At 56.3% G+C, this 22980-nt stretch carries 26 protein-coding genes, 1 tRNA gene and 2 pseudogenes; 12 read left to right on the forward strand and 17 right to left on the reverse strand.

What is annotated here, in order from left to right; genetic code table 11:
* Positions 1-413 precede the first annotated feature (413 nt).
* The 3 genes and pseudogenes from A3K90_RS07915 to A3K90_RS07925 form a co-directional block, all read right to left on the reverse strand.
* Positions 414-1472: a virulence RhuM family protein gene (locus A3K90_RS07915; protein ID WP_303682067.1), complete on the reverse strand. Its 1059-nt coding sequence runs from the start codon at positions 1470-1472 to the stop codon at positions 414-416.
* Entirely contained in the window at positions 1469-1612 is a 144-nt protein-coding gene (locus A3K90_RS07920) for a hypothetical protein (RefSeq protein ID WP_157858125.1), read from the reverse strand. Before A3K90_RS07920 ends, A3K90_RS07915 begins: the two co-directional genes overlap by 4 nt.
* A gap of 24 nt (positions 1613-1636) precedes the next feature.
* Positions 1637-1954, reverse strand: a pseudogene (locus A3K90_RS07925) (integrase core domain-containing protein); the annotation flags it as partial.
* 422 nt (positions 1955-2376) lie between these two features.
* Here A3K90_RS07925 and A3K90_RS07930 point away from each other — a divergent pair.
* The 3 genes from A3K90_RS07930 to A3K90_RS07940 all read left to right on the forward strand — a co-directional run bounded on the left by A3K90_RS07930 (position 2377) and on the right by A3K90_RS07940 (position 4244).
* Complete coding sequence (locus tag A3K90_RS07930) at positions 2377-3024, forward strand: N-6 DNA methylase (protein ID WP_303682069.1); 648 nt, start codon at positions 2377-2379, stop codon at positions 3022-3024.
* 73 nt (positions 3025-3097) lie between these two features.
* Complete coding sequence (locus A3K90_RS07935) at positions 3098-3952, forward strand: Bro-N domain-containing protein (protein ID WP_303682071.1); 855 nt, start codon at positions 3098-3100, stop codon at positions 3950-3952.
* A gap of 52 nt (positions 3953-4004) precedes the next feature.
* On the forward strand, positions 4005-4244 hold the full coding sequence (locus A3K90_RS07940; RefSeq protein ID WP_303682072.1) for a hypothetical protein: 240 nt from the start codon (positions 4005-4007) through the stop codon (positions 4242-4244).
* A gap of 75 nt (positions 4245-4319) precedes the next feature.
* Here A3K90_RS07940 and A3K90_RS10340 read toward each other — a convergent pair.
* From A3K90_RS10340 to A3K90_RS07955, 4 genes and pseudogenes are all read right to left on the reverse strand, one after another.
* Positions 4320-4421, reverse strand: a pseudogene (locus A3K90_RS10340) (integrase); the annotation flags it as partial.
* 715 nt (positions 4422-5136) lie between these two features.
* A complete protein-coding gene (locus A3K90_RS07945; protein ID WP_011357402.1) occupies positions 5137-5430 on the reverse strand; it encodes a helix-turn-helix domain-containing protein in 294 nt (97 codons plus the stop codon).
* On the reverse strand, positions 5405-5533 hold the full coding sequence (locus A3K90_RS07950; protein WP_303682073.1) for a type II toxin-antitoxin system RelE/ParE family toxin: 129 nt from the start codon (positions 5531-5533) through the stop codon (positions 5405-5407). The genes A3K90_RS07945 and A3K90_RS07950 overlap by 26 nt, the downstream gene beginning before the upstream one ends.
* A 5-nt stretch (positions 5534-5538) precedes the next feature.
* The gene (locus tag A3K90_RS07955; RefSeq protein WP_369690416.1) at positions 5539-5781 is read right to left on the reverse strand and encodes a type II toxin-antitoxin system RelE/ParE family toxin; all 243 of its coding nucleotides are present in this window, start codon (positions 5779-5781) and stop codon (positions 5539-5541) included.
* 470 nt (positions 5782-6251) lie between these two features.
* On the opposite strand from A3K90_RS07955, the gene A3K90_RS07960 reads away from it, so the two are divergent.
* Positions 6252-6983: a M48 family metallopeptidase gene (locus tag A3K90_RS07960; RefSeq protein ID WP_303682075.1), complete on the forward strand. Its 732-nt coding sequence runs from the start codon at positions 6252-6254 to the stop codon at positions 6981-6983.
* 27 nt (positions 6984-7010) lie between these two features.
* Here the strand turns inward: A3K90_RS07960 and A3K90_RS07965 are convergent, their stop codons facing one another.
* The gene (locus A3K90_RS07965) at positions 7011-7295 is read right to left on the reverse strand and encodes a hypothetical protein (RefSeq protein ID WP_303682077.1); all 285 of its coding nucleotides are present in this window, start codon (positions 7293-7295) and stop codon (positions 7011-7013) included.
* A 160-nt stretch (positions 7296-7455) separates the two neighbouring features.
* Between A3K90_RS07965 and ald the strand changes: the two genes are divergently transcribed.
* Complete coding sequence (ald, locus tag A3K90_RS07970; protein WP_303682079.1) at positions 7456-8559, forward strand: alanine dehydrogenase; 1104 nt, start codon at positions 7456-7458, stop codon at positions 8557-8559.
* Positions 8560-8620: 61 nt separating this feature from the next.
* On the opposite strand, the gene A3K90_RS07975 is transcribed toward ald, so the two are convergent.
* From A3K90_RS07975 to A3K90_RS07990, 4 genes are all read right to left on the reverse strand, one after another.
* A complete protein-coding gene (locus A3K90_RS07975) occupies positions 8621-9064 on the reverse strand; it encodes a PPC domain-containing DNA-binding protein (protein ID WP_303682081.1) in 444 nt (147 codons plus the stop codon).
* Positions 9065-9126: 62 nt separating this feature from the next.
* Complete coding sequence (locus tag A3K90_RS07980; RefSeq protein ID WP_303682083.1) at positions 9127-9534, reverse strand: TspO/MBR family protein; 408 nt, start codon at positions 9532-9534, stop codon at positions 9127-9129.
* A 127-nt stretch (positions 9535-9661) separates the two neighbouring features.
* On the reverse strand, positions 9662-9970 hold the full coding sequence (locus tag A3K90_RS07985) for a hypothetical protein (RefSeq protein WP_011357419.1): 309 nt from the start codon (positions 9968-9970) through the stop codon (positions 9662-9664).
* 183 nt (positions 9971-10153) lie between these two features.
* Positions 10154-11866, reverse strand: coding sequence for a SulP family inorganic anion transporter (locus tag A3K90_RS07990; RefSeq protein ID WP_303682085.1), 1713 nt, complete (start codon positions 11864-11866; stop codon positions 10154-10156).
* Between the two features lie 276 nt (positions 11867-12142).
* Here A3K90_RS07990 and A3K90_RS07995 point away from each other — a divergent pair, with 276 nt between their 5' ends.
* The gene (locus A3K90_RS07995; protein ID WP_303682086.1) at positions 12143-13897 is read left to right on the forward strand and encodes a cation:proton antiporter; all 1755 of its coding nucleotides are present in this window, start codon (positions 12143-12145) and stop codon (positions 13895-13897) included.
* Between the two features lie 88 nt (positions 13898-13985).
* A complete protein-coding gene (locus A3K90_RS08000; RefSeq protein ID WP_303682087.1) occupies positions 13986-14948 on the forward strand; it encodes an alpha/beta fold hydrolase in 963 nt (320 codons plus the stop codon).
* A gap of 4 nt (positions 14949-14952) precedes the next feature.
* Here A3K90_RS08000 and A3K90_RS08005 read toward each other — a convergent pair whose 3' ends face one another.
* Positions 14953-15603 carry a phosphoribosylanthranilate isomerase gene (locus tag A3K90_RS08005; RefSeq protein WP_303682088.1) on the reverse strand — a complete coding sequence of 217 codons (651 nt, stop codon included), beginning with the start codon at positions 15601-15603 and terminating at the stop codon, positions 14953-14955.
* A 162-nt stretch (positions 15604-15765) separates the two neighbouring features.
* On the opposite strand from A3K90_RS08005, the gene A3K90_RS08010 reads away from it, so the two are divergent.
* Positions 15766-15837: transfer RNA gene (locus A3K90_RS08010), tRNA-Gln, on the forward strand.
* A 124-nt stretch (positions 15838-15961) separates the two neighbouring features.
* Here A3K90_RS08010 and ahcY read toward each other — a convergent pair.
* The 4 genes from ahcY to A3K90_RS08030 form a co-directional block, all read right to left on the reverse strand.
* Positions 15962-17377 carry an adenosylhomocysteinase gene (gene ahcY / locus A3K90_RS08015; RefSeq protein ID WP_303682090.1) on the reverse strand — a complete coding sequence of 472 codons (1416 nt, stop codon included), beginning with the start codon at positions 17375-17377 and terminating at the stop codon, positions 15962-15964.
* Between the two features lie 104 nt (positions 17378-17481).
* A complete protein-coding gene (gene metK / locus A3K90_RS08020; protein WP_303682091.1) occupies positions 17482-18696 on the reverse strand; it encodes a methionine adenosyltransferase in 1215 nt (404 codons plus the stop codon).
* Between the two features lie 273 nt (positions 18697-18969).
* Positions 18970-19947 carry a sugar phosphate nucleotidyltransferase gene (locus A3K90_RS08025; RefSeq protein WP_303682092.1) on the reverse strand — a complete coding sequence of 326 codons (978 nt, stop codon included), beginning with the start codon at positions 19945-19947 and terminating at the stop codon, positions 18970-18972.
* A 284-nt stretch (positions 19948-20231) separates the two neighbouring features.
* On the reverse strand, positions 20232-20480 hold the full coding sequence (locus A3K90_RS08030) for a hypothetical protein (RefSeq protein ID WP_303682094.1): 249 nt from the start codon (positions 20478-20480) through the stop codon (positions 20232-20234).
* A 309-nt stretch (positions 20481-20789) separates the two neighbouring features.
* Here A3K90_RS08030 and A3K90_RS08035 point away from each other — a divergent pair, with 309 nt between their 5' ends.
* The 4 genes from A3K90_RS08035 to A3K90_RS08050 all read left to right on the forward strand — a co-directional run bounded on the left by A3K90_RS08035 (position 20790) and on the right by A3K90_RS08050 (position 22963).
* The gene (locus tag A3K90_RS08035) at positions 20790-21692 is read left to right on the forward strand and encodes a GvpL/GvpF family gas vesicle protein (RefSeq protein WP_303682096.1); all 903 of its coding nucleotides are present in this window, start codon (positions 20790-20792) and stop codon (positions 21690-21692) included.
* A 145-nt stretch (positions 21693-21837) separates the two neighbouring features.
* A complete protein-coding gene (locus tag A3K90_RS08040) occupies positions 21838-22062 on the forward strand; it encodes a hypothetical protein (protein ID WP_303682097.1) in 225 nt (74 codons plus the stop codon).
* Between the two features lie 130 nt (positions 22063-22192).
* Complete coding sequence (locus A3K90_RS08045; protein WP_303682099.1) at positions 22193-22372, forward strand: hypothetical protein; 180 nt, start codon at positions 22193-22195, stop codon at positions 22370-22372.
* A 186-nt stretch (positions 22373-22558) separates the two neighbouring features.
* Positions 22559-22963 (forward strand): NUDIX hydrolase, encoded by a 405-nt coding sequence (locus tag A3K90_RS08050; RefSeq protein WP_149997815.1) that lies wholly within the window; start codon positions 22559-22561, stop codon positions 22961-22963.
* Positions 22964-22980 lie beyond the last annotated feature (17 nt).

A 22980-nucleotide genomic window follows, 5' to 3' on the forward strand; every position in this document is an offset into this window, starting at 1 on the left:
TCTCTCTTAACTTGTCCTCGCGTATTTCGCTTGAATTACTTGGGGCCATTTTTTACATTTTAGGTAACAAAACCCGTTAAGGCTATGCGCGCAAGCGTGCCCTCAAACTGGCGGGTTATTTTTTTATGCTGTATTATATATGGCATCCCCCTTCACAAAGCAGCCCAAAACCTGGGAAGATCAAATACGCACAAGCAAGCTACCAACTTAAACTGCTGTCTAAAAATTGGGGGCCACTTCCCAGTGTCCTTGATTGGCTAACGTGGCCGCGGAGTGTTGAATGTCCGAGTGTCAATTCATTTCCCCTGAAGATTCATTAGACGGTATTGATCACACCCTTGCTGGTCCCGGCAGGCAGGTCAGGCACGACAAAGGCGGTGTCGAAGTGCTGTTCCAGCAGTTGGGCAGCCTACCTATTCATCGCCGCCCTCCGGTTTCTGAATGGCCTCGATCTGTTTCAGCATCCGGTCGAAGTCGCTCTCAAACAGCCGGTCCTGGACGATGCGGTATTTCTCGAACTCGCTTTCAGAATGGGCCCTGGCGATCTCGGCCGTGACCTTGCCTGCATCCTGCAAAATTTTACGATCGGTGGCTTCAATAAACTTGTCCAGACGGATTTCCCAGTCCTGCATGGTCATGGGTATCCTGCGCAGGGCCATGTCCTCGGCCACATCCAGATAGGCGTTGACCAGCCGGGACAGTTGCGTCATCTCATCTTCGGTCAGGTAGTTCTTGGCCACGCTGACATCGAACTTCTGGATTTTCCCTTTCGGGGCATCCGTCCAGGTGGTCAGCCCCATGTGCTGCTTCTCGGCGTCGGCGCGGTTGACGATGACCTCCGCCGCCGTCTGGCCGTGGATGGCCCAATGGAGTTTGTTCTGCACGGTGGCGAAGAAGCGCTTGGTGGCCTGGGCGGTGACGTCGTAGTCGATGGCGGTGGCGTAGATGTCAGTGATCTTCTGATAGAACTTGCGCTCGGAGAGACGAATCTCGCGGACGCGCTGCAACTGCTCTTCAAAATATTGTTCCGTCAGGATGGAGCCTCCGGCCTTGATGCGCTCGTCGTCCATCACGTAGGCCTTAATGGTGTACTCGTCGATGATGGTCGTAGCCCACTTGCGGAACTGCACGGCGCGCTCGGAGTTGACCTTGTAGCCCACGGCGATGATGGCGGGAAGCTTGTAGTGCAGGGTGTTGTAGTTTTTGCCGTCTGCGGCAGTTATTCGAAAATTTCGAATAACTGAATCCTCCTGCAACTCACTGTCTGAAAACACCTTTTTCAGGTGGTAGTTGATAGTGTGGGTCTCAACATCGTAAAGCACACCCATCATTTTCTGGGTCAGCCAGATGCTTTCGTCGGCATACACCGCTTCGACACCACCGCTGCCGCTGGCCGCGACAAAGGTCAGGTATTCCGCCGCCGAAGAGCGAACGATAGATACTTCCTTGCCGGTCTTTTTCTTCCTGCTCAAGCCTTCCCCCCCAGGCAGGCCATCAACTCGGCCTTCAAGGCTGCCTGTGCCGCTTCGAGCTGGTGGACGACCTGCTGGTACTCAACCATCGGCCCTTCAGGGTCGCGGTGGTTGGAGCTGTAGCATTTCCTTTTGGTCATTTAATTGTTTCTTTTTTGAGCAAGTTACCAACTTAAACAGCTGTCTAAAAATCGGGGACCACTATAGTCAACGATGTGGGCCCCGCCGCCTTGGCCTGAACGATACACTTCATCAGGAGTGCTGTAGTCCAGAGACTGATGTGAACGCACACTGTTGTAATCTACAAAATACTCCTTTAATCCCTGCTGTAATTCTGCCGGGGAGCCATACCCCTTCACATAGAGATCCTCATGCTTGACACTGCGCCAGAGGCGCTCGACGAAAATGTTATCAAGGGCCCTACCCCGGCCGTCCATGCTGATGCGAAGTGTCGGGTACTTTTTGAGTGCGCCGATAAACGCGTGTAGGGGGAGACGAAGGACAATACCTGTCCGATGCGAAATAAATGAGGATGGTGTTCCTCTAGGCGTTGCCCAGTTGTAGGCGGAGCCGAGTCTATCTATCCAGCCATGCTTCGGCGGGAATTTTTTGAGCCTGCTCTATTTCTTGAGAAAAAAGTTGCATATTTCGATGAGTTCGAATCGGAGCTGAGTTCCGGTTTGTCCGGTTTTTTGGGGTACCGTTTTGGGTACCAGATTTTTTTTGGTTGCTGGAGAGGCCTGTGAACAGGGAGAATTCACATCCCCTAAGCTCCACCCGTCACACATTCCTTCTTATTTCTGTCAACTCCAAGGCCCCCTATTCTGATGGTGTCTTGGCGTTTCTGTCCTCTCCCCATGAGTCCCTCATGGTTTGCTCTTGTCCCGCTTTTCTGGGGACCTTTATGGATACCGGATTCCAGAACCCGAAATTTTTGGTGCCAATGCTAAAGAAAATTGCGCACTCTCAACACTACAGGTTAAAGCGGGAACGCCTGCGTCATGTCCGTAGGCTCTTTTTGACGGTGGAAGGCTATACTTGGAAATTGGACTTGCCGCACCTCACCTCTATCCGTAGCGTCTGCACCCAGCCCCACAGCGGCGAAGCCATCAAAACCGAATTCCAGCTCCTCAACGCCCACCGAGCCGAAATAGCCTCAGGGCTGCAACTCACCAGGTACCGCATGCTCAAAAAGAGCAAGACCGGCAATAAGGTCCTGTTTATTGATGCCACCGCTGAGTTTGTCCGCAATGGGAACAAGAACAAGCTCAGTGACGACAACCGGAAAAAAATCCTTGCGGCCTACATTGCCCGCACTGATGCCGAGCATTTTGCCTCGTTCAGAGACAACAGATTCATTGCCGAAAACGACTACAATATCTCGGTTTCCAACTATGTCGATGGCAAGGATCCCCGTGAAGTGATTGATATTGCAAAGCTCAATGCCGAGCTGAAAACCACCGTCGCCAGGATTAACCAGCTACGCTCGGACATTGATACCATTGTTTCAGAGATTGAAGGAGGTGACGAAAATGATTCGTCGCGTCTTTAATCTAACGGAATCCAGTTACATGAATCCCGTCGAATTCAACGGGATTAGAAAACAGGTCGGAGGGCAGTAAAACATGAGCAAAAAAGAGGCGATTCAAGTTTTTGAAGACCGCAAGGTTCGTACCTTGTGGGATGATGATACGGAAGAATGGTATTTTTCCATTGTTGATGTGGTGGCCGTATTAACCGACAGCGTGAACCCGACTGCATATTGGCGTAAACTCAAAGAACGTCTGAAAAAAGAGGGAAATCAAACCGTGACAGATTGTCACGGTTTCAAAATGCAGGCGGCTGACGGCAAAATGCGAAAAACCGATTGTGCCGATACCGGGCAGCTCTTCCGCCTGATCCAATCCATTCCGTCACCCAAAGCGGAGCCGTTCAAGCTGTGGATGGCACAGGTCGCCAGCCAACGTATCGACCAGATTCAGGACCCGGAACTCTCGATTGAACAGGCAATGAAAGACTACAAACGCCTGGGCTATTCGGACAACTGGATCAACCAGCGTTTGAAATCCATTGAAATCCGCAAGGAACTCACGGACGAATGGAAAAAGCACGGTCTGGAGGAAGGGGTACAGTTCGCTGCACTCACTGACATTATCTATAAAACATGGGCGGACAAGACAGCCAGGGAGTACAAAAAATTCAAGGGACTCAAGAAGGAAAACCTGCGGGACAACATGACCAATAAAGAACTGGTTCTCAATATGCTGGCTGAACTCTCCACCAAAGAAATTTCCGAAGTGACCGATCCGGACTCATTTCAAGAGCATAAGCAGGTTGCCCGGCAAGGCGGGGAAGTCGCCCGAAACGCACGATTGGAGCTTGAGGCCAAAACCGGAAAAAAAGTGGTTTCTTCCCTGAATGCCAAAGATGCGCCTATGCTGCATCTGCCTGATCATGGTCAGGAGGATGGCCATGAGTAATCTTATGGAAAAGGAACCACGGAATACACGGAAGACACAGAAAAATGACTTTATGGAAAAGCTGCTGGATGGGGTTGAGGTGGCGTGGTTACCTCTCGGTGACGTGACACAATATGAGCTGCCGACTGAATACTTGGTGACATCAACAAATTACAGTGATGAGTTCGTCACGCCCGTTTTGACCGCAGGCAAAACTTTTATTCTCGGCTACACAGACGAAGTCAGTGGCATATATAAAGCATCACTAGTGTCCGGTTATAAGTCAAATAAATTCAACTGGTTATCGGTATAGGTACTCTCGATTGTGCCGGCTGAGTTCGTAACTAATTGTAAAATATCGACTTTTTCGAATAGAATATTTCAGCGGTCAGGCTTTGAGCCCGTCAAGGTAATCGGCCCATGTCTGCATCATCCTTGTGCGTTCTTCAAGGTGCTGTGCCCGGTTGTAGGCGGAGCCGGGTCTATCTCTCCTGCCATGCTTCGGCGGGAATTTTTTGAGCTATCTCTATTTCTTGAGAAAAAAGTCCCATATTATATTGGTTCGACTCCAAGTTGAGTTCCGGTTTGTCCGGTTTTTTTGGGTACCGTTTTGGGTACCAGCTTTTTTTTTACTGCCGGAGACGCCTGTGAAAAGGGAGACTTCACATCCCGGCATCTCCACCATTTTGAAAATGACAACCCGTCTCTCCAGAGTGATCCTCTGGGTAGACGGGTTTTCTTTTTCCCCTTGTATTCAAAGGGTTTCGGCTGTTTTGACATCGTTCCGGAACCTCTCTCCTGACGAGGAACACTGCCATTCACGCATCGGATATGTGACCCTGGAACAGATGCGCCAAGGCCTTGCGGACCCCCTTTTCTGCCCCCGGAAGCGCTCAGGTCATGGGCCTCATCATGGGCCTGATCATGGGCCGCACCCGATTCAATCGGGCCATAGAGAGTCATTCGGATCAAACCGCTGGCAAGAGCTGCCAACCAAGACTGTGTTCCCCTTTTCGACAGGGCGTCCCGGGCCTTCGGCGACACGATCAATGCCCAATCCAGCCTCATGCATGATGGAATGATATATCATGCATTACAATCACTTACAGCACATAATGACTGATTATTCAAATACTGAATAGGGCTTTGCTGTAATGAGAGAGGAGAGGTATGGATGCCAGCCCTGTTTCAAGGCTGGCGGCCATTCAATGAATGAGGAGGTCAAGTTTCTTGCCAAGCGCTTCGGCGTAGTTGACGAGGGTGGAGAGCTTGACGTCTTCGGCATGGTTCTCTATGCGGGATATTGCCGACTTGTGGGTTTTCAGCCTCTCTGCCACCTCGACCTGTGACATGCCGGTATTGAGTCGGGCCTGTTTGAGCATGACGCCGATGCGGAAATTCCGGTACCCCTCGTCATAGCCTTCAGCGAAGCCGGGGCGGGTGGCTTTTTGTTCATCGATGAACGCCTGCAGTTCATCCCTTTTCCTGTCGCTTCTCATAATCTTTTTTTCTCTGTTCGGCCAGCGCGATCTCCTGCGCCGGTGTCTTTTGTGATTTCTTGGAAAAACCGTTGGTCAGGACGACGAGGTTGCCTTCGTGCATGAATCCTAACAGCCTGACCGCCTGACCGCATTGCCTCCATGCGAGGAGCGCACCTCCCAGATGCCTTCTGTGCGCTGCAGTTTCTTGAAGTACTCCTTCGGAACAATCTGAAAATCCCTGATAAGTGTCAGCACCCAGGCAACCTTCTGTCTATCCTTGTCCGGGAGGCTGGTGAGGTAATCCTTTACCGGGCACTGACCCGATGGCGTTGTATAAAAAATGATTGAGCGCATGGCCAAAGTTAACATCTATATCAACTCTCTGCAAGAAAGAAAGGTTTCATCCCGATGGTGGTCCCACCCTTCAACGCAAACACGGCTTCGGATGCAACGAGCGGTAACACCCGGAGCAACAAGTCGACCTGATGCTGATAATGAGCCACAATCATAGAGCCAACTTAACGTCGCATATGCGTCGCAAAAATGATCGAAACCCTCTCGCTTCGCCTTATCCGGATACGAGGTCATGAGGGTGTTTTCGGGGGACAATTCTGCGAGAATGATGCTGATGTTTTTCTTCTGCCCGCACTCATGCAAAAGCGCGTTGATCCCCATGTTGTTGATGGTGCCGGCTTGTGTTATTTTGTATAGGTCATGTGCCGGGTCGGGTGTTCGTTTGACGGAGCCTGTTGTAACCCGCATTACGGGGGCGCCCATGAGTTTGGCTCGCCTGCGCATTTCCTCCGGAGTACTGCCCTTATCCCCCATTGACTTCACCGATGCATAAACCCTCTACAGACCCCATTGCCTATACGCTGAAGGTCAGCCGTCGTGCCCGCAGCGCCCGGCTCAGGATGATGCCGCATGAGGGGCTGGTGGTGGTTATTCCCTTGGGGTTCGACCGGCGGGAGGTTCCCGCCCTTGTCGAGCGCCACCGGGAGTGGATCGAGCGCACATCGCTGAAGCTCGACAGGCACCGGCCAGAAGCGCAGCCGGAGCTGGAGAACGGTCTGCCCTGCATGGTCCGGCTGAACGCCATCGGGGAGGAGTGGCTGGTGTCGTATGAGGGGAATCGGCGCCGCCTGCTTGAGGATCTCTGCACCCTGCCCTTCGGCCTTGTCCTTCCAGCTGATGCTTCGGATCCTGATACCGCCATTGCCGTGCTGCAGATGTGGATCAAAAAGAAAGCGGGGGAGAGTCTCCTGCCCCTGCTTGCATCTACTGCTTCAAGCCTGGGGTTCAGCTTTGTCACTTCCGGCGTCAGGATCCAGCACTCCCGCTGGGGGAGCTGTTCATCCAGAGGGCGCATCACCCTCAACACCAAGCTCATCTTTCTCCCCCCGGAACTGGTCCGTTACATCATCGTGCATGAGCTCTGCCACACGGTGCACATGAACCATTCAAAAGCATTCTGGGAGCTCGTTGCCCGCCACGACCCCGATTTCCGGGAACACGACCTGGCGATGCGCCACGCATGGAAATACGTGCCGGCCTGGGTCGGGGTGAAGTGACGTCTGAGGGGTAAGATCGGAGAGTCGTCAGTAGCGTTTTTTCGTCAGGTCCCCGAGCCCTGCGAAAAAGATGGCGAGAAGGGCCGCTATGACACCCCATACTGCCGAAATTACAATGACAGCGGCCGTCGCAGCGGGTCCCGCCAATATGGCCGAAGCACCGATGGATGCGAGCGTCAGCAGTATCGAGGGTATGAGGGTCCGGGGGCGGAAGCTTCTAAGGATGGAGGGAAGGGAGACGCCGAGGATGGCGGCTCCGAGAGCCAGCCACCAGGGGAGCTCAAGCATGAACTGCGGGATCGGTGGCGGCATTGGCGCAGGCATTGGCGCAGGGTTATGGAGTGCATGCTCCGGTTGACTGTTTTTCCAATGTAGTGAAAATCCGGATTCGGGTGTTGTGGCGGCTGAATCCGTATATTGAAGGATAACGACGGAAACCGGGGTTGTTGCACCCGATAAACGGAGCGGCGGCATGAAGATCGGCATTCCATTGGAAATCAAAACGGCTGAAACGAGGGTTGCCTGCACGCCCTCAGGCGTGCGCCACCTTGTGGCGGGCGGCCACCGGGTGGTGGTGCAGTCCGGTGCAGGTGCAAAGAGCGGCTTTACGGATGACAAGTACCGCAGGGCCGGAGCCATGGTGAGTGCTTCTGCTGACAAGGTGTGGCGGTGCGATCTCCTGGTGAAGGTAAAGGAACCGGTGGAGGAGGAGTACCAGTATTTCCGCAAGGGGCTGGTGCTCTTCACCTATCTGCACCTTGCCGGCAACCCGGAGCTGGCCCGGAGGCTGCTTGAGGCGGAGGTGACCGCCATTGCCTACGAGACGGTGCAGGAGAACGGCCGCCTGCCGCTTCTTTCTCCCATGAGTGAAATTGCGGGGAAAATGAGTGTCCTGATGGGCGGCTATTTCCTCAGCAGCCGGTTTGGCGGAGAGGGCAGGCTGCTTGGCGGCGTGCCGGGTGTGCTTCCAGCCAGTGTCGTGGTGCTTGGCGGCGGTTCGGCCGGCATGCATGCTGCAAAAGTTGCTGCCGGTCTCGGCTCTTCGGTAACCCTGCTTGAACTCGAACAGGAGCGGATGCGGTTCCTCGAATCCGCTCTTCCTGCCCAGGTCCATACCCTCTATTCAACCCGCCAGCATATCGAAGAACAGCTGGCTTCCGCCGATCTGGTCATAGGCGCGGTGCTGGTGCCGGGTGCCGCAGCGCCGAAACTGGTCCTGCGTTCAATGCTCCGGAGCATGAAGCGTGGGTCGGTGCTGGTCGACATCGCCATCGATCAGGGGGGATGCTTCGAGTCGTCCCGGCCGACAACCCATGAAGACCCTGTGTTCATCGAAGAGGGGGTGCTCCACTACTGCGTGACCAACATGCCGGCCGCCTACCCGCAGACTTCGACCGAAGCCCTTACGGGCGTGACCCTTCCCTATATCCGGAGAATGGCGGATCTCGGTCTCGAGAGCGCCATGGTGATGATGCCGGGTCTGGTGGCGGGGCTCAACACCTGGCAGGGAAGGGTGGTCCATCCTGCCATCGCCGAATCCCTTTCGCTGCAGGTGCACCTGAACCCTTTCGCCTGACGAGGCCAGGGGTATCGCTCTCTGTTTCTCTCTTCTTTCCCTGAGTGCTCCGCGGAGGTGCTCAGGGTTCCAGCAGCTCGAAGCCCGTCACAGGGTCAACCATGCGCCGGGCTTCGGTGTCGAGGAGTTCCGTCAGCACCACCTCCATCACATGCCATACCTTCACTCCTGCCCGTGCGCACCCTGTAACGGAGTTTTCCTCCCGTCCGCAGGCCATGTGCATGTGCAGGATGGGTTTGCCGCTGCTGTCGGGGAACAGGGTGCCGGTACCGGTGATTTCGTGGGCGTCGTAGAGCTCGAGCGTCATCGGCTTCGGCGGGTTTTCCCTGCTTTCCTCCGGCCCGACGACGAGGCGGCTGCCCTTGTCGGCCGCTCCCACGGCAATGAGCGAGGCTCGCGTGATGCCCTCTCTTTCAGCAAAGGCTTCAAGTTGTTCATGGAGAATTTCGCCATCTTCAAGGCGGATGACGAAGGTTCTTCCGGGTCGGGCTTCTGCATGTTTCATGACGGGGTGTCGGGTGGTTTTTAAGGCTCTTTTCAAGGAATCTAGCAAACCCCCACGGTTCTTCAAGCGCGTCCGGGCGGAGATTTTCTGTTGAGCCGCCAGAAGCCGAGGTTCAGGTAGGTGGCCAGAAGCGACCAGAGGAGATAGGGGAGAAGGAGCCATGCGGAAAGAGGGTTCACCGGGAGGAAGAGCAGGATGATGGCGATGAGGGTGATGTCCATAAGCACGATGTCCGCCAAAGCCGGCAGTATCTGTTTCCGCCCGAAGAACAGGCTGGTCCAGCTGAACCCTGCCGTGAAATGGACGATGAGAACGATGGTGGTCAAGGTGAACTGCGGTTTTGCGGGAGTCAGGAAGTAGAGCATGAGGGAGGTGAATATCAGGATGTAGAGCACCGCCCATACCGGTCCGAACACCTGTTTCGGAGGAGTCAGGGGCGGCTTGATGAGGCTGTCGTACCAGGTTGACATCGGTGCAGGGTTGTCTTGAAATGCATAGACACTGTAAAATAAAAAACCGGCCGGCCGGGGCAAATGGTTCCCCTGCCGGCCGGTTTATAGAGAGCCGGAGCGCTGCTTCGTTTGATGGTCGCAGCCCTCAGTGGTCGAAAAATTCAACCTGCATGGTTTCGTCATCCTGTCCTGTCAGCTTGTAGGCGCCTTTGCGGGTAATTGAAATCCCTTTGCGGTCGGCGGCGGGTATGATGCTCTGCTCGATGTGCTCGATGGTCTGTTTCGGGCACTCATGGTTGAAGAACAGGTTGAGCGACGGCCCCGTGCTGCCGAACTGGAGCAGGAACTCGTTGTTGTTGATGAAGACAAGGTCATCGTAGGCGTAGGTCACTTCATGTCCGAGCTCCAGAAGGAGCTGCATGACGGGGCCAAGCGGGCGGAATGGTATGTTCATGGTGATATGCTCCTGATATTGTTTGTTTTTATCTCTATTCGGTCTTTCGCTGAATTAATTTATATGCAAAGCGCTTAAAGCATTAATAATTTAATGTAAAATCTATTCGTTCCGGAATAAATAAAAAAAGACCGCTTTTCGGGTCGGTCTTTTTTATGGGTGGGTTTCTTTTGTCGGGGGTCATCAGTCTTCCTGTTTCTCGCTCTGCACTGAGGGTACGAAGTCGCGTTTCCGGCCCTCTTTGGGAAGCCCGAGAATTTCGCGTGAGCGGTCGAGTGCATCGTCGATGTTGCCGAAGATGTTCTCTTCGCCGATCTGGTCATGGAGCTCATACTGCTGCAGCGCAAACATCGGCTGGGCATGGACGCCCGAAAGGACGAGGGTTGTGCCGCTCTTTCGGCAGTCGGCCAGCATGTCCTTCACCATGTTGAGGCCTGTTGCGTCAATCGAATAGACCTGGCGCATCCTGACGATGCGTACTTTGGGAGCTTTTTCGATGATGTGCATGGCGTCGCGGAACTTCGATACGGCACCAAAGAAGAACGGGCCGTTGATTTCAAACACCTCGACCCCTTCGGGGACACGGCGGGTGACGATGGTGTTGGGATCGTCCTCTTCGTCCCGGTCCTTGAGTTCCCGGGTGATGACGCCGACGTTGGTGAGTTCTGCTATGCGGCGCATGAAGAGGATGACGGCAAGCAGCATGCCGATTTCAATGGCGACGGTGAGGTCGAAGAGCACGGTGAGGCTGAAGGTGGTCAGAAGGACGATGACGTCGCTTTTGGGGCTTTTCAGGAGCTGGCGGAAGACATGGTATTCGCTCATGTTCCATGCAACGACGATGAGGATTGCTGCAAGCGTCGGCATGGGAATGAGTTTTGCCCATTGGCCGAAGAGCAGCATGATGGCCAGCAGCGTAATGGCATGGACGATGCCGGCAATCGGGGTCCTCCCTCCGTTCTTGATGTTGGTGGCGGTTCTGGCTATGGCGCCTGTGACGGGGATGCCGCCGAAGAGCGGGGTGACGATGTTGGCCACGCCCTGTGCAATCAGCTCCATGTTCGACTTGTGCCGGCTGCCGATCATGCCGTCGGCCACGACTGCCGAGAGCAGCGCTTCAATGGCTCCGAGCAGGGCGATGGTCGTTGCCGGCATGATGAGGTTGCGGATTGTCTCAAAGTCGAAAAAAGGAAGGGAGGGTGCGGGGAGGCTGGATGGGATCTCTCCGAACCGGCTTTCAATGGTGGCGACGTCGAGCTGCAGCACCTGGACGAGGACGGTGGTGACGAGGAGCGCGATGATGGAGCCCGGGATTTTCCTGGAGACTTTCGGCCAGAAGACGATGATGAGGAGGGCGAGGGCGCCGGTGAGGGTTGTGGCCGGATCAAATGAGGTGAGATGGGTGGCGTAGGCATGCCATTTCTCGATGAACTCCGCCGGGACGGTTGGCATGTCGAGGCCGAGGAGGTCCTTGACCTGGGTAGAGAAGATGATGACGGCGATACCGGTGGTGAAGCCGACGATGACCGGGTAGGGGATGAACTTGATGAGGGAGCCGAACTGCGCCACACCCATCAGGATGAGGATGGCACCGGCCATGAGGGTGGCGAGCATGAGGCCGTTGACGCCGTACTGCTGGACGATGCCGTACAGAATGACGATGAACGCCCCGGTTGGTCCGCCTATCTGCACCCGGCTGCCGCCGAGGAACGAGACGATGAACCCGCCGATGACGGCGGTGATAAGGCCTTTTTCAGGGGAGACCCCCGAGGCGATGGCAAATGCGATGGCGAGCGGCAGAGCGACGATGCCGACAAGAATGCCCGAGATGACATCTTTGGCAATCTGCTCTTTCGTCAGCCCGGGAAGAACGGTAAAGAACTTGGGTTTGAACATGGTTGTGCGCCGGAAAAATGGAAATGAACAGCTCCGCCGGCCCACAAAGGCCGACGGGAGGATTTCTATATAACGTTTTTGAGTGTTTTATCAATATCACGGCACCCTGCAGTGCAATTTCTTTCTGCTTCAGTTCCCCCTGGTGGTTCTGTGTGCCCGTATGCTGCCAAAGGGCTGAAAGTTGTTGGTATTTCACTGCGGAAACAGTACCTATTAGTACGGGCGAACGCTACCATTGAGCGGAGCCCCCTCCCTCTCGATAAAGCACTTCCTCTTATGCACGAATTCGATTTTCTCGGCGAACTGGTCCTGATCGGCGCGATGGCCGTCGCCATCATTCTGGTGTTCCAGCGGCTGAAGATTCCGCCCGTCATCGGTCTCATCTTTACCGGTATTCTCCTTGGCCCTTCGGGCATCGGTGTCGTGTATGACGAAAAACTCATCTCCACCCTTGCCGAGCTCGGTGTGGTGCTCCTGCTCTTCACCATCGGCCTTGAGTTTTCCCTCGACGACCTCAAACGGCTCCGGCGGATCGTGCTTGTCGGCGGGGTGGTGCAGATTGTGTTCACCGGCCTGGCCATCAGCTTTCTGGCATACTGGCTGATGCTTGCCATCGGCCACGAAATCAGCACGTCGGCCGCCATATTCCTCGGCTTCGCCTTTTCTGTCAGCAGTACGGCCATCTGCCTGAAGATACTTACCGACCGCGACGAGCTGGGACTCCCGCACGGCCGAATCGCGCTCGGCATACTGATTTTTCAGGATCTGGCCATCGTACCGCTCATTATCGGCATCAGTTTCCTCAACCCCGACGCGGTGCCTTCGCTTGAAACCGTGCTGCGCAAGATCGGCTTCATTGTGCTGTTTGCTTCGGGGATCTTTCTGGGCTTCCGGATCTTCATGCCCAAAATGGTGCGCATCATCGCCTCCCTGCACGCCCGTGAGGTGCTCGTCATCGGTGCACTCGTCATCTGTTTCGGTGCGGCCTATCTGACCTCTCTGGCCGGGCTTTCGCTCGCGCTCGGTTCGTTCGTTGCCGGCATGGTCATCGCCAGTACCGATGAAAGCCACCAGATCAGCGTGACAATCGATCCCTTCCGTGAAGCCTTCACCAGCATCTTTTTCATCTCGGTCGGTCTGCTTCTGGACGTGCAGATGCTCAATCTTCCGCTGTTTGCCGCAATGGCTCTCGGGGTGCTGCTCGTCAAGGGGCTTCTTGTGACCATTGTGTCGGTCTTTCTCGGCAATTCGATACGGGTGAGCCTGATGGCCGGCATGGCGCTTGCGCAGATTGGAGAGTTCTCGTTCGTACTTGCCGATAGCGGTCTTTCCAACGGGGTCATCAACCATGAGGTGTTTCAGGCGATGCTGGCCATCATCGTGGTGACGATGATCGTCACTCCCGCCATGATCGCCCTGGCCCCCCGCATTGCCGACCAGGTCGCTCCCGCCCTCGGCTTCATTCCCCTTGTGTCGCGCGATGCCCCGCTCTCTACCATCCGCCCGGCCGACAGCACGATCATCTGTGCCGGTGAAATCCACGCAGCCATCGTCGGCTTTGGTGTCAACGGCCAGAACGTGGCTGCGGTGCTGCACGCCACGAACATCTCCTATTCCGTGCTTGAAATCGATCGGGAGCTCGTCAGGACCATGCGCCGCAAAGGTGAACCGATCTATTACGGCGACTGCACCGAGCAGAAGTCGCTGCTCCGTGCCGGCATCGACCACGCCCGCGCCGTGGTGCTCGGCATTTCCGACATGACGGCCGTCCGGCGCAGTATCGGCATGATCCGCCAGATCAACCCGAAAGCATTCATCATCGTGCGCTCGCGTACCCTTCACCGGATCGATGAGCTCTATTCGGCAGGGGCGGATGTGGTGGTGACGGAGAAATTCGAGACATCCATCCAGATCTTCTCACAGCTGCTCAACCATTTTACGGTCGATCCGGAGCTGATTCTGCAGCAGCAGGAGATCATCCGCCGCGAGTGCGAAAAGATTTTCCGCCACTCTCCGGGGATGCTGAAATAAAGCGATGCCGAAGTATTGCGGGATTCGGCACGGTTCCCCTATATTGCAATGTTGCAGCAGTTGATTCGTTCACCAGACGCGACTTCATATGGCACCCCTTCCCCCATCTGCACCTCAGACAGAAAAATTCATTGCATACTGCGACCGGCTTCGTCGCGATGTGGCTTCCGATGACCGGGATGCAGCCCGGCGGGCGGCCTATGAGCTGGAGCTGGCGGCGGGCAGCCGCTTCATCGAGGTGAACGGCATCGTCCACCACTACCACGTCTCAGGGCCCGAGGACGCCAAAGAGACCATCGTGCTCATCCACGGATGGGACTGCTGGTGGATGTGGTGGCACCACGTGGTGCACTCGCTCAACAAGGCGGGAGTGCGCACCATCGCCTACGACATGCGCGGCCACGGCTGGTCGGCAAACGACCCCTCGAACCACTACCATATCAACTCGTTCGCCCACGATCTGGACGGACTCCAGCATGCGCTCGGAATCGAGCGGTTCCATGTGGCGGCGTTTTCCTTCGGCGCGCTTGTTGCGCTTGACTACGCGCGCAACCACTCTGACAGGGTGCGCTCCATGACCTTTTTCAACTTCGGCTACCTGCCGAACAGTGAATTCATTGCAAGCTTTGCTCCCGGCACCATCAATTTCGTCTTCAACATCATGCTCCGCAAGCTCACCTGGTGGTTTCCCGCCTATGTGTTTGCGCGTCTGGTGCTTGCCCGCAATACCGTGACACAGCATGACATCCTGATCGGGTTCCAGAGCCTCGGTCTCTGCGCCTCCGAAGCCATCGAACAGACCACCGGCCAGATCACCGCGCAGGAAACCACTGATTCAGTGCCCGACATGGTCATGGCGGTGAGCGCCCCTATTCTTTTTGTGGCGGGCGAGGGTGATGGTATCATGACGGCTGAAAATACCCGCAAACTGCAGGAGATGACAGGAAAAGGACGGTATGTAGGGGTTCCGGAGTGCGGCCACCTCATAACGCTCGAACTGCCCGATACGGCTTCCGAGCTGATTCTCGAACAGATTCGCTTCGTCGGCTGACAGTTCAGCTTCTGTCGGCCTGGCGTACCGCCTGAACGAACGCCTGCATTTTCAGCTTGTCCTTACGGCCGGGAGCCGCTTCAACGCCGCTGGCCGTGTCGACTGCGTAGGGGTGGAGGGTACGGATGGCTTCCCCGACGTTGTCCGGGTTCAGGCCTCCGGCCAGAACACCGAAGCATCCCTCCGGTAGAGCGCTGAAGATCATCTCCGCCATGGTCTCTTCCATCAGCGCTCCCGTTCCTCCTTCCATGCCAGGGCGGTAGGTGTCGAACAGGAATGCACTGACGCCGGTGGCCTGCTGAAAACTCCGAACCACATCGGGAGTGAATCCCGCTTCCGGCCGGAATACCTTCAGCACCCGTACCCCTTTCACTGCATTCGTCTCCATGTCCCCGTACCGGCTTCCGTGCAGCTGCGCCATCCCGAGGCCGCAGTACCGGCAGATCTCCTCCACCTCTTCGGGCGGCTGTTCAACGAACACTCCGACCGCTTCCAGAAAAGGGGGCAGGCCGCGAACGAGGCTCCGGGCCGCATCCGTCGTGACACAGCGGGGGCTTTGCTGGCTGAAGTTGAACCCTAGGGCATCGGCGCCGCAGCGGGCGGCCGAGAGGGCGTCCTCCATCCGGGTTATGCCGCAGATCTTTATTCTGGTCATCGGGGAAATGGTTTGGCGGTGGCTCTCTACTGCGGGGGAGTGGCGCCCCGCCGCATTTTGATAAAGATACACGAAAAGTGCTGAACCTCAATGGAGAGGGGAGCTGCCGTGGCCAGGCGGTTGGGAATTTCGGTGAATATGCGTATACTGGAACCCTTCTTTTGGGGCGTCGCCAAGTGGTAAGGCATCGGCCTTTGGAGCCGACATCCGCAGGTTCGAATCCTGCCGCCCCAGCCCTTCCGGACACCCTCTCCGGCCGTGTCCCTCTTCCTCTCCCTGTTTTCCTCCTGAAAACAGAAAAGGCGGCCCGAAAGCCGCCTTTTTCCGTGTCCCGCTGGAGGGACTGCTGTCATGCAAATCAGTAGCGGTAGTGCTCGGGCTTGTACGGGCCTTGTACCGGAACGCCGATGTACTCGGCCTGTTCCTTTGACAGGGTGGTCAGCTTGACGCCGATCTGCTCGAGGTGCAGGCGCGCAACCTCTTCGTCGAGCGCTTTGGGCAGACGGTAGACATCAACCTTGTAGTCGTTCTTCCAGAGCTCGATCTGCGCCAGGGTCTGGTTGGTGAACGAGTTGCTCATGACGAACGACGGGTGGCCGGTGGCGCATCCGAGGTTCACGAGGCGTCCTTCGGCCAGAAGGTAGATGCAGTGGCCGTCTTCGAAGGTGTACTTGTCGACCTGCGGCTTGATGTTGAGCTTTGTGGCGCCCTTGTACTCGTTGAGCGGTTCGACCTGGATTTCGTTGTCGAAGTGGCCGATGTTGCAGACAATCGCTTCATCGGGCATCTGTTTCATGTGCTCAAGGGTGATGACATCCTTGTTGCCGGTGGTGGTGACGAAGATGTTGCCCTCGGTGACCGCGCGCTCCATGGTGGTGACTTCAAAGCCTTCCATTGCAGCCTGCAGTGCACAGATCGGATCGATCTCGGTGACAATCACGCGGGCGCCGTAGGAGCGCATCGAATGGGCACAGCCCTTTCCGACATCGCCGTAGCCGAGGACGACGGCGACCTTGCCGGCGATCATCACATCGGTTGCGCGCTTGATGCCGTCTGCAAGCGATTCACGGCAGCCGTAGAGGTTGTCGAACTTCGACTTGGTGACGGAGTCGTTCACGTTGATGGCGGGGAAGAGCAGTTCGCCCTTTTCCATCATCTGGTACAGACGGTGGACACCGGTCGTGGTCTCTTCCGACACGCCCTTCATCTCTTTTGCGACCTTGTGCCAGCGGTTGCTGTCCTCTTCGTAGATGGCCTTCAGCTGTCCGAACAGCGCGCGCTCTTCAGCGTTGCCGCCGGTGTTCTGGAGCATCGAGGGGTTGTTTTCGATCTTGTAGCCGAGGATGATCATGAGGGTAGCGTCGCCGCCGTCGTCGACAATCAGGTTCGGGCCCAGGCCGTCGCCGAAGTCGAGGATCTGGCGGGTGCACCACCAGTAGTCTTCAAGGGTCTCGCCTTTCCAGGCAAAGACCGGTACGCCGGTAGCAGCGATGGCCGCAGCGGCATGGTCCTGGGTGGAGAAGATGTTGCAGCTGGCCCACCGGACGTCGGCACCGAGGTCGACGAGGGTTTCGATGAGGACTGCGGTCTGGATGGTCATATGGAGAGAGCCTGAGACACGGGCGCCCTGCAGGGGCTTCTGGCCGGAATATTTCTTGCGGATGGCCATGAGACCGGGCATCTCTTTTTCAGCGATATCAATTTCTTTGCGGCCCCATTCGGCAAGGGAAATGTCGGCTACCTTGTAGGCAAGCGCAGTGGCTTCGATAGTCATTTGGATAGTTCCTCAGTGGTTTGTGGATGTTGTATCTCTCTCTCTCTGCTCCATAACAGGAGGGACCCGTTTCTGGCGGGTCCCTCCTGGTGGGTGACGGGGTCTCAGGCGATGCTGAAGGCAGTCTTCAGCTCTGCGACCTTCTCGGTTTTCTCCCAGGGGAAGATGTCGCGGCCGAAATGGCCATATGCGGCAGTCTGCTGGTAGCACCAGCCCTGAGGGTTGTCGAGGCTGAAGCGGCGGATGATGGCCAGCGGACGGAGATCGAAGATCTTCTCGGCCTTCTCCTGGATCTGCTCGTCGGAGAGTCCGTGCTTGGCGGTGCCGTGGGTGTTGATGTAGATCGACACGGGGCGTGCCACGCCGATGGCGTAGGAAACCTGCACGGTGCACTTCTCGGCAAGCCCTGCGGCAACGATGTTCTTTGCAACGTGGCGCGAGGCGTATGCTGCGCTGCGGTCAACCTTCGACGGGTCTTTGCCGCTGAATGCGCCGCCGCCGTGGGGAGCTGCACCACCGTAGGTATCGACGATGATCTTGCGGCCGGTCAGACCGGTGTCGCCGTGTGGTCCGCCGATTTCAAAGCGGCCGGTCGGGTTGATGTGGAACTTGGTGTTCAGGTCGAGCAGGTCGGCCGGAATCACCTTTTTGATCACGTTCTCGATGATGTCCTTTTTGATGACTTCCTGGAACTCTGTTTCCGACATGCCGGCCGGTTCGGGATCGTGCTGGGTGGAGACGACGACGGCATCCACGCGGGCGACTTTCTCATCGACATACTCAAGCGTGACCTGGCTTTTTGCATCGGGGCGGAGGTAGGTCATGATTTTGCCGGCCTTGCGGATGTCGGCAAGGACCTTCACCAGCTGCTGTGCGAACTGGATGGCGGCAGGCATCAGTTCCGGGGTCTCGGTGCAGGCATAGCCGAACATCATGCCCTGGTCGCCGGCGCCGACACGGTCGAACTCGTCAGCGATCTCTTCCTTGCGGTCGACGCCGCGGTTGATGTCGGCCGACTGGCTGTGGAGTGCGGAGAGCACGCCGCAGGAGTTTGCCTCGAACATGTATTCACCCTTGGTGTAGCCGATTTCGGTGATGACCTTGCGGGCGATTTTCTGGACATCGACGATGCCCTTGGTGGTGACCTCACCGCCGACGATGACCTGGCCGGTGGTGACGAAGGTTTCGCAGGCTACGCGGGAGTTGGGGTCCTGGCGGATGAAGTCATCGAGGACTGCATCTGAAATCTGGTCCGCTACTTTGTCCGGATGTCCTTCCGATACGGACTCCGAGGTAAAGAAATACCTTGACTGTGACATGTTTGCAATAAGATTATGGTTAAACGAACAACAGGAACAACAGAAAAATCGGTACGGGAGGTTTTTCGGACGGGCGGACAGAGATGGGCCGACTGGACACGGAAAACCTTTCCGGCAGGTCACTGGGAAACTGAATTCCAGGGGAGTGAGCCTGCGGCACCGTGTCCATAGGTAATGGGGATGCCTTTAGATAAAACAGTTTTAAATGTAAGCATTCAGGGCGATGTATGCAAAATTCTCTTTTCCGTGCATCGCCCCGTTCGTCGGGGAGGCTTAGCCGACCCGTATTTCGGAGTAATCGCCGATGTTGATTTCGTGAGGATTTCCTGAAATCGAGGCGTTGTTGCCGACAATCGAGCTGTTGATCATGATGTGGGCCACCTTTGCGCTTGTGCCGATGATGGAGTCCCGTACGATGGCATCGGTAATGACTGCCTGTTCGCCGATGGTGGTGTTTGGTCCGATGATGGCGTTCTCGATGCGCGCGCTGTCGGCAATGAACACCGGCTCGTTGATGATGCAGCCGGGATAGGGCTTTGCGGGGGTGGCTTTCCTGAGAAGAATCTCGTTGGTCGAGAGCAGGGTTTCGGGTTTGCCGCAGTCGTACCAGCCGTGGACGGGGAATACCGAGAACGGTTCTCCGCCCTCGATCATCAGCTGCAGGGCGTCGGTGAGCTGGTACTCGCCCTTGGTCTTGATCTCATGGTTGATGAGATGCTCGATGGCGGTGAAAAGCGGAGTGGCTTTCTGCAGGTAGTAGAGGCCCACGATGGCGAGGTTGCTGACCGGAGTATCGGGTTTTTCGACCAGCTTCCTGATGCGGCCTCCTTCGGTGACTGCAACGCCGAATCGGCGGGGATCGTCCACCTCCCTGACTCCGAGGGTGGAGACGGGGCTCTCTATGACGGGCTGAAGATCGACGTCGAAGATGGTGTCGCCGAGGATGATGAGCAGCGGGTCCTCTTCTTCGATGAAGGGCTGGCACATCCAGATGGCGTGGGCGAGGCCGAGCCGTTCGGGCTGGTTGACAAAGGTGAACTTGATGTCATAGTGTTTTTTCAGCCACTCCTCGACCATGTCGCCGAGATAGCCGACGATGACGATGGCCTCATCGATTCCTGCTGCGATGAGCTTGTCCATGATATGGCCGATGATCGGTTTTCCCGCAACGTTGAGCAGCACTTTCGGGTGGGAGAAAGTATGCGGGCGGAGGCGTGAGCCGACACCTGCAACAGGAATGATCGCTTTCATGGGTTTTGCTCTTTAGCGTGGTTCATTGTTCGGCCGGCAGAAGTTGCCTGCATTGCTTCTGCATGTTACTAAAAAGGGGCGTAAAACTGAACTGCTATGATGATGTGTAGGCACTTTACGCTTGTTGATGGATGGGTGCGGTGTGTTGCGGTTGTGAATATGGTATATATTTTATATATATCGGCTTGTTTTTTTTATGGTAAAGTACCGTAAAATGCGCTGGCGTGCGGATGCGATGGAGGCTTATGTACTCTGTTGTATATGTGACTGCGGTGCCCCAATCTTCAGCCAGTAACCAATGCGTAGTCCCCGCACAGCTCCTTTTCAGTAAATACTTCTATCATTGACATCCGTTTCCCCGTTATTTCCGTCTGGCAGTACGTTCTCCCGGAATTCTGGCCGCATAAGCGCATGCCTGATTGTACCTGTTGCGTCCGGGAGCGGGTATCGTCATAGGAGGCGAGAAGCCGGTGGAACAGCGCGGCGTAGCCCGTCACTTCTCCATGATGGACGGCTGTCTGGAAATCGTCCATATTGATACACGGGGGGGCGCTTCCCTGCAAAGATGTCGATCTGGTGCGGATTTCCTCCATGAGGCACGGATTCGAAGCCGCCGACCCTGAGGCCCCTTACACGCGAAGAGGACGATTGGTCGGTCAGGTACCCGGGAACGGTTCGGCAGGACCCGGGCATCTAAGGCCCTCGTGACTGGGGGCGCTATCATTTCGGTGAAAGGCCCCGACATCGTCTGCCGCTTCATCGGGGAAGCCGAAAAGGCTGTCCGTCGACGTTCCTCCCGTTATAGGAACAAGGGAGAATAAAGATAATTTTTAAGCAGACTTATGCATCAGAGTCTCTACGTCTACGGCATTGCAAAAGAAGTCGCTTTGCCGACATCATCCGCCGAAGCAAATCCTGACATCTATGTCGTTCCCAGGATGGGCTGTTCGGCCATCGTCACCAACCGGGCAGACTCCGCCAACGGGGAATACGACCGTGAATCATTCGCCCGGATGCATCTTGAGCACCAGACAACCCTTGAACGGCTTCTCGCAAGCGGCATGCAGCTTATTCCGATCAAATCCGGGACCTTCGTTTCCTCGGCAATCGATGCGGCGGGCATCATTGAAGACGGATACAAACTGATCGACAGCATTTTCCGTGAAACGGAAGATGCGCATGAACTCGACGTGATTGTTACATGGAGCAGTTTCCCCTCTCTTTTGCAGCAGTGGGATGCAGAGGGCGATGTGCAGGAATTGAAACGGGTGAAGGAGGCCCGTCAACCCGCCACTACTGAAGACGCAATCGCAGTCGGCAGGCTGATTAAGGAAAAGATCGACCAGCGCAACGCAACCGTTGGTGCCGACGTTTTCGGGCAGCTCGGCACATGGTCAATGCAGTCAAAGCGGCACGACTCCATGGACGGTGATATCGTGCTCAACGCCGCATTCCTCGTCAACCGCCTTGAGGTCGATGCATTTGTCGGGGCTGTTGAAGCGTTGGACCGCCGGTATCAGCACGCCCTGCATTTCAGGATCGTGGGCCCCCTGCCATGCTACAGTTTCTTTACGCTGGAGCTTAGGGAGCTGTCCCCGGGCACCATTTCAGAAGCGCGGAGCATCATCGGCCTTGAGGACGCAGCCGGAGAGGAGGAGCTGAAGAAGGCCGGTCATCTGCAGGTGAGGGTGGAGTATCCGGACAGGCAGGCAGCATCGGAAGAGGGTGAGGGGTCTCCACCATAGGGTTCTACGGGACAGCTTAGTCGAGAGTGGCCATCCCTTCAATCCTTGCCGTAGTCGGCCCCGACAGGCGGCTTACTGCATCAGCGGGTCATCGGGGAGGTCATGAACGAGCTCGAATGCGTCATTCCGGTAAGGTTCTGCACGGTTGCGCCAACTTCCGACGGAAGTCTGCAACCGTCTCGACTGCCGTTACGGTGAGCTTTCCGAACGGCTTGCAAGGCTGCAGTCACCACGTAGAGTTCATTGTAAACTGGCCGTTGGCGCGGACATGACCGTGATCTGCAAGGACAGAGAGCGGAATGTATCGGGAGATCAAGGGGTATCGGGCCAGAACCGGGTCGATGCGGTATGGTCACCGGGGGCGCTCTGAAACAGTCGCTCATCCATGATACCCTCCACCCTGTCAAGGCGGCTCTGAATGTCATGAAGATACGGTACACAGTTTCAGTCCACATCTGTGAAGGACGCGCTCCGACAGTCTGAGGGAATGAAGACGGGGAATGAGCCGCGCATCGGGGCAGACCCCGGACAATGAGGAATCCGGTCTTGCCAGGCTGGTGCTGACCGATCATGAAGCTCGACATGAAGCTCGACATGAAGCTCGATATGAATTGATGGACAGGCTCAAGAAAACCTTCAGCTTCATTCCAAACCTCGGCCCGCTCGGGGACCTCATGTGAGGGGAACTCCCATTCCGGATTTTGTGCGGTAGCACTCCATAGCTTATATTGGCGCACGTCCTACCTGTCTGCGATCGTCCCGGCTCCGGGGCCCGCATACGGCAGTAAACAATTGTTTTCAGGAAATCTTGACGGGTGCAGCCTGCCCTATGGCCGCTTCCCGCCATCTGATCGGCAGTGAGCAGTATGGCAGAAAGGGTGAAGAAACTATTCCGCCAGTCCGGGGTCATCCCCGTTCTCGACGAGAGCGTGGTGCTCATCACCGCCCGGCGCTCTGACCGGTGGATCATTCCGAAGGGATACGTGGCCAAAGGTCTTTCGGCTCCGGATTCGGCAGCCAAGGAGGCTCTTGAGGAGGCCGGTCTGCTCGGAAGGGTCGGTGCAGAACCCGCAGGGGAGTACCGGTACCGGAAGTTCGGGAGGCAGTTTTCTGTGGAGGTCTATCCTTTTTTCATTGAATCGATGCTCGACGAGTGGGATGAAATGCACCAGCGCCGCCGCAGAATCGTCTCTCCCGGCGAGGCACTCGACCTGCTTTTCCACGACAACCTGAAATCCATTGTTGCCGGGTACTTCGGCATGGTTCCCTGAGGCCCTGCTCCATACGG

Origin of the sequence: Pelodictyon luteolum, assembly GCF_001622165.1 — a bacterium.
Lineage (GTDB): Bacteria > Bacteroidota > Chlorobiia > Chlorobiales > Chlorobiaceae > Chlorobium > Chlorobium luteolum_B.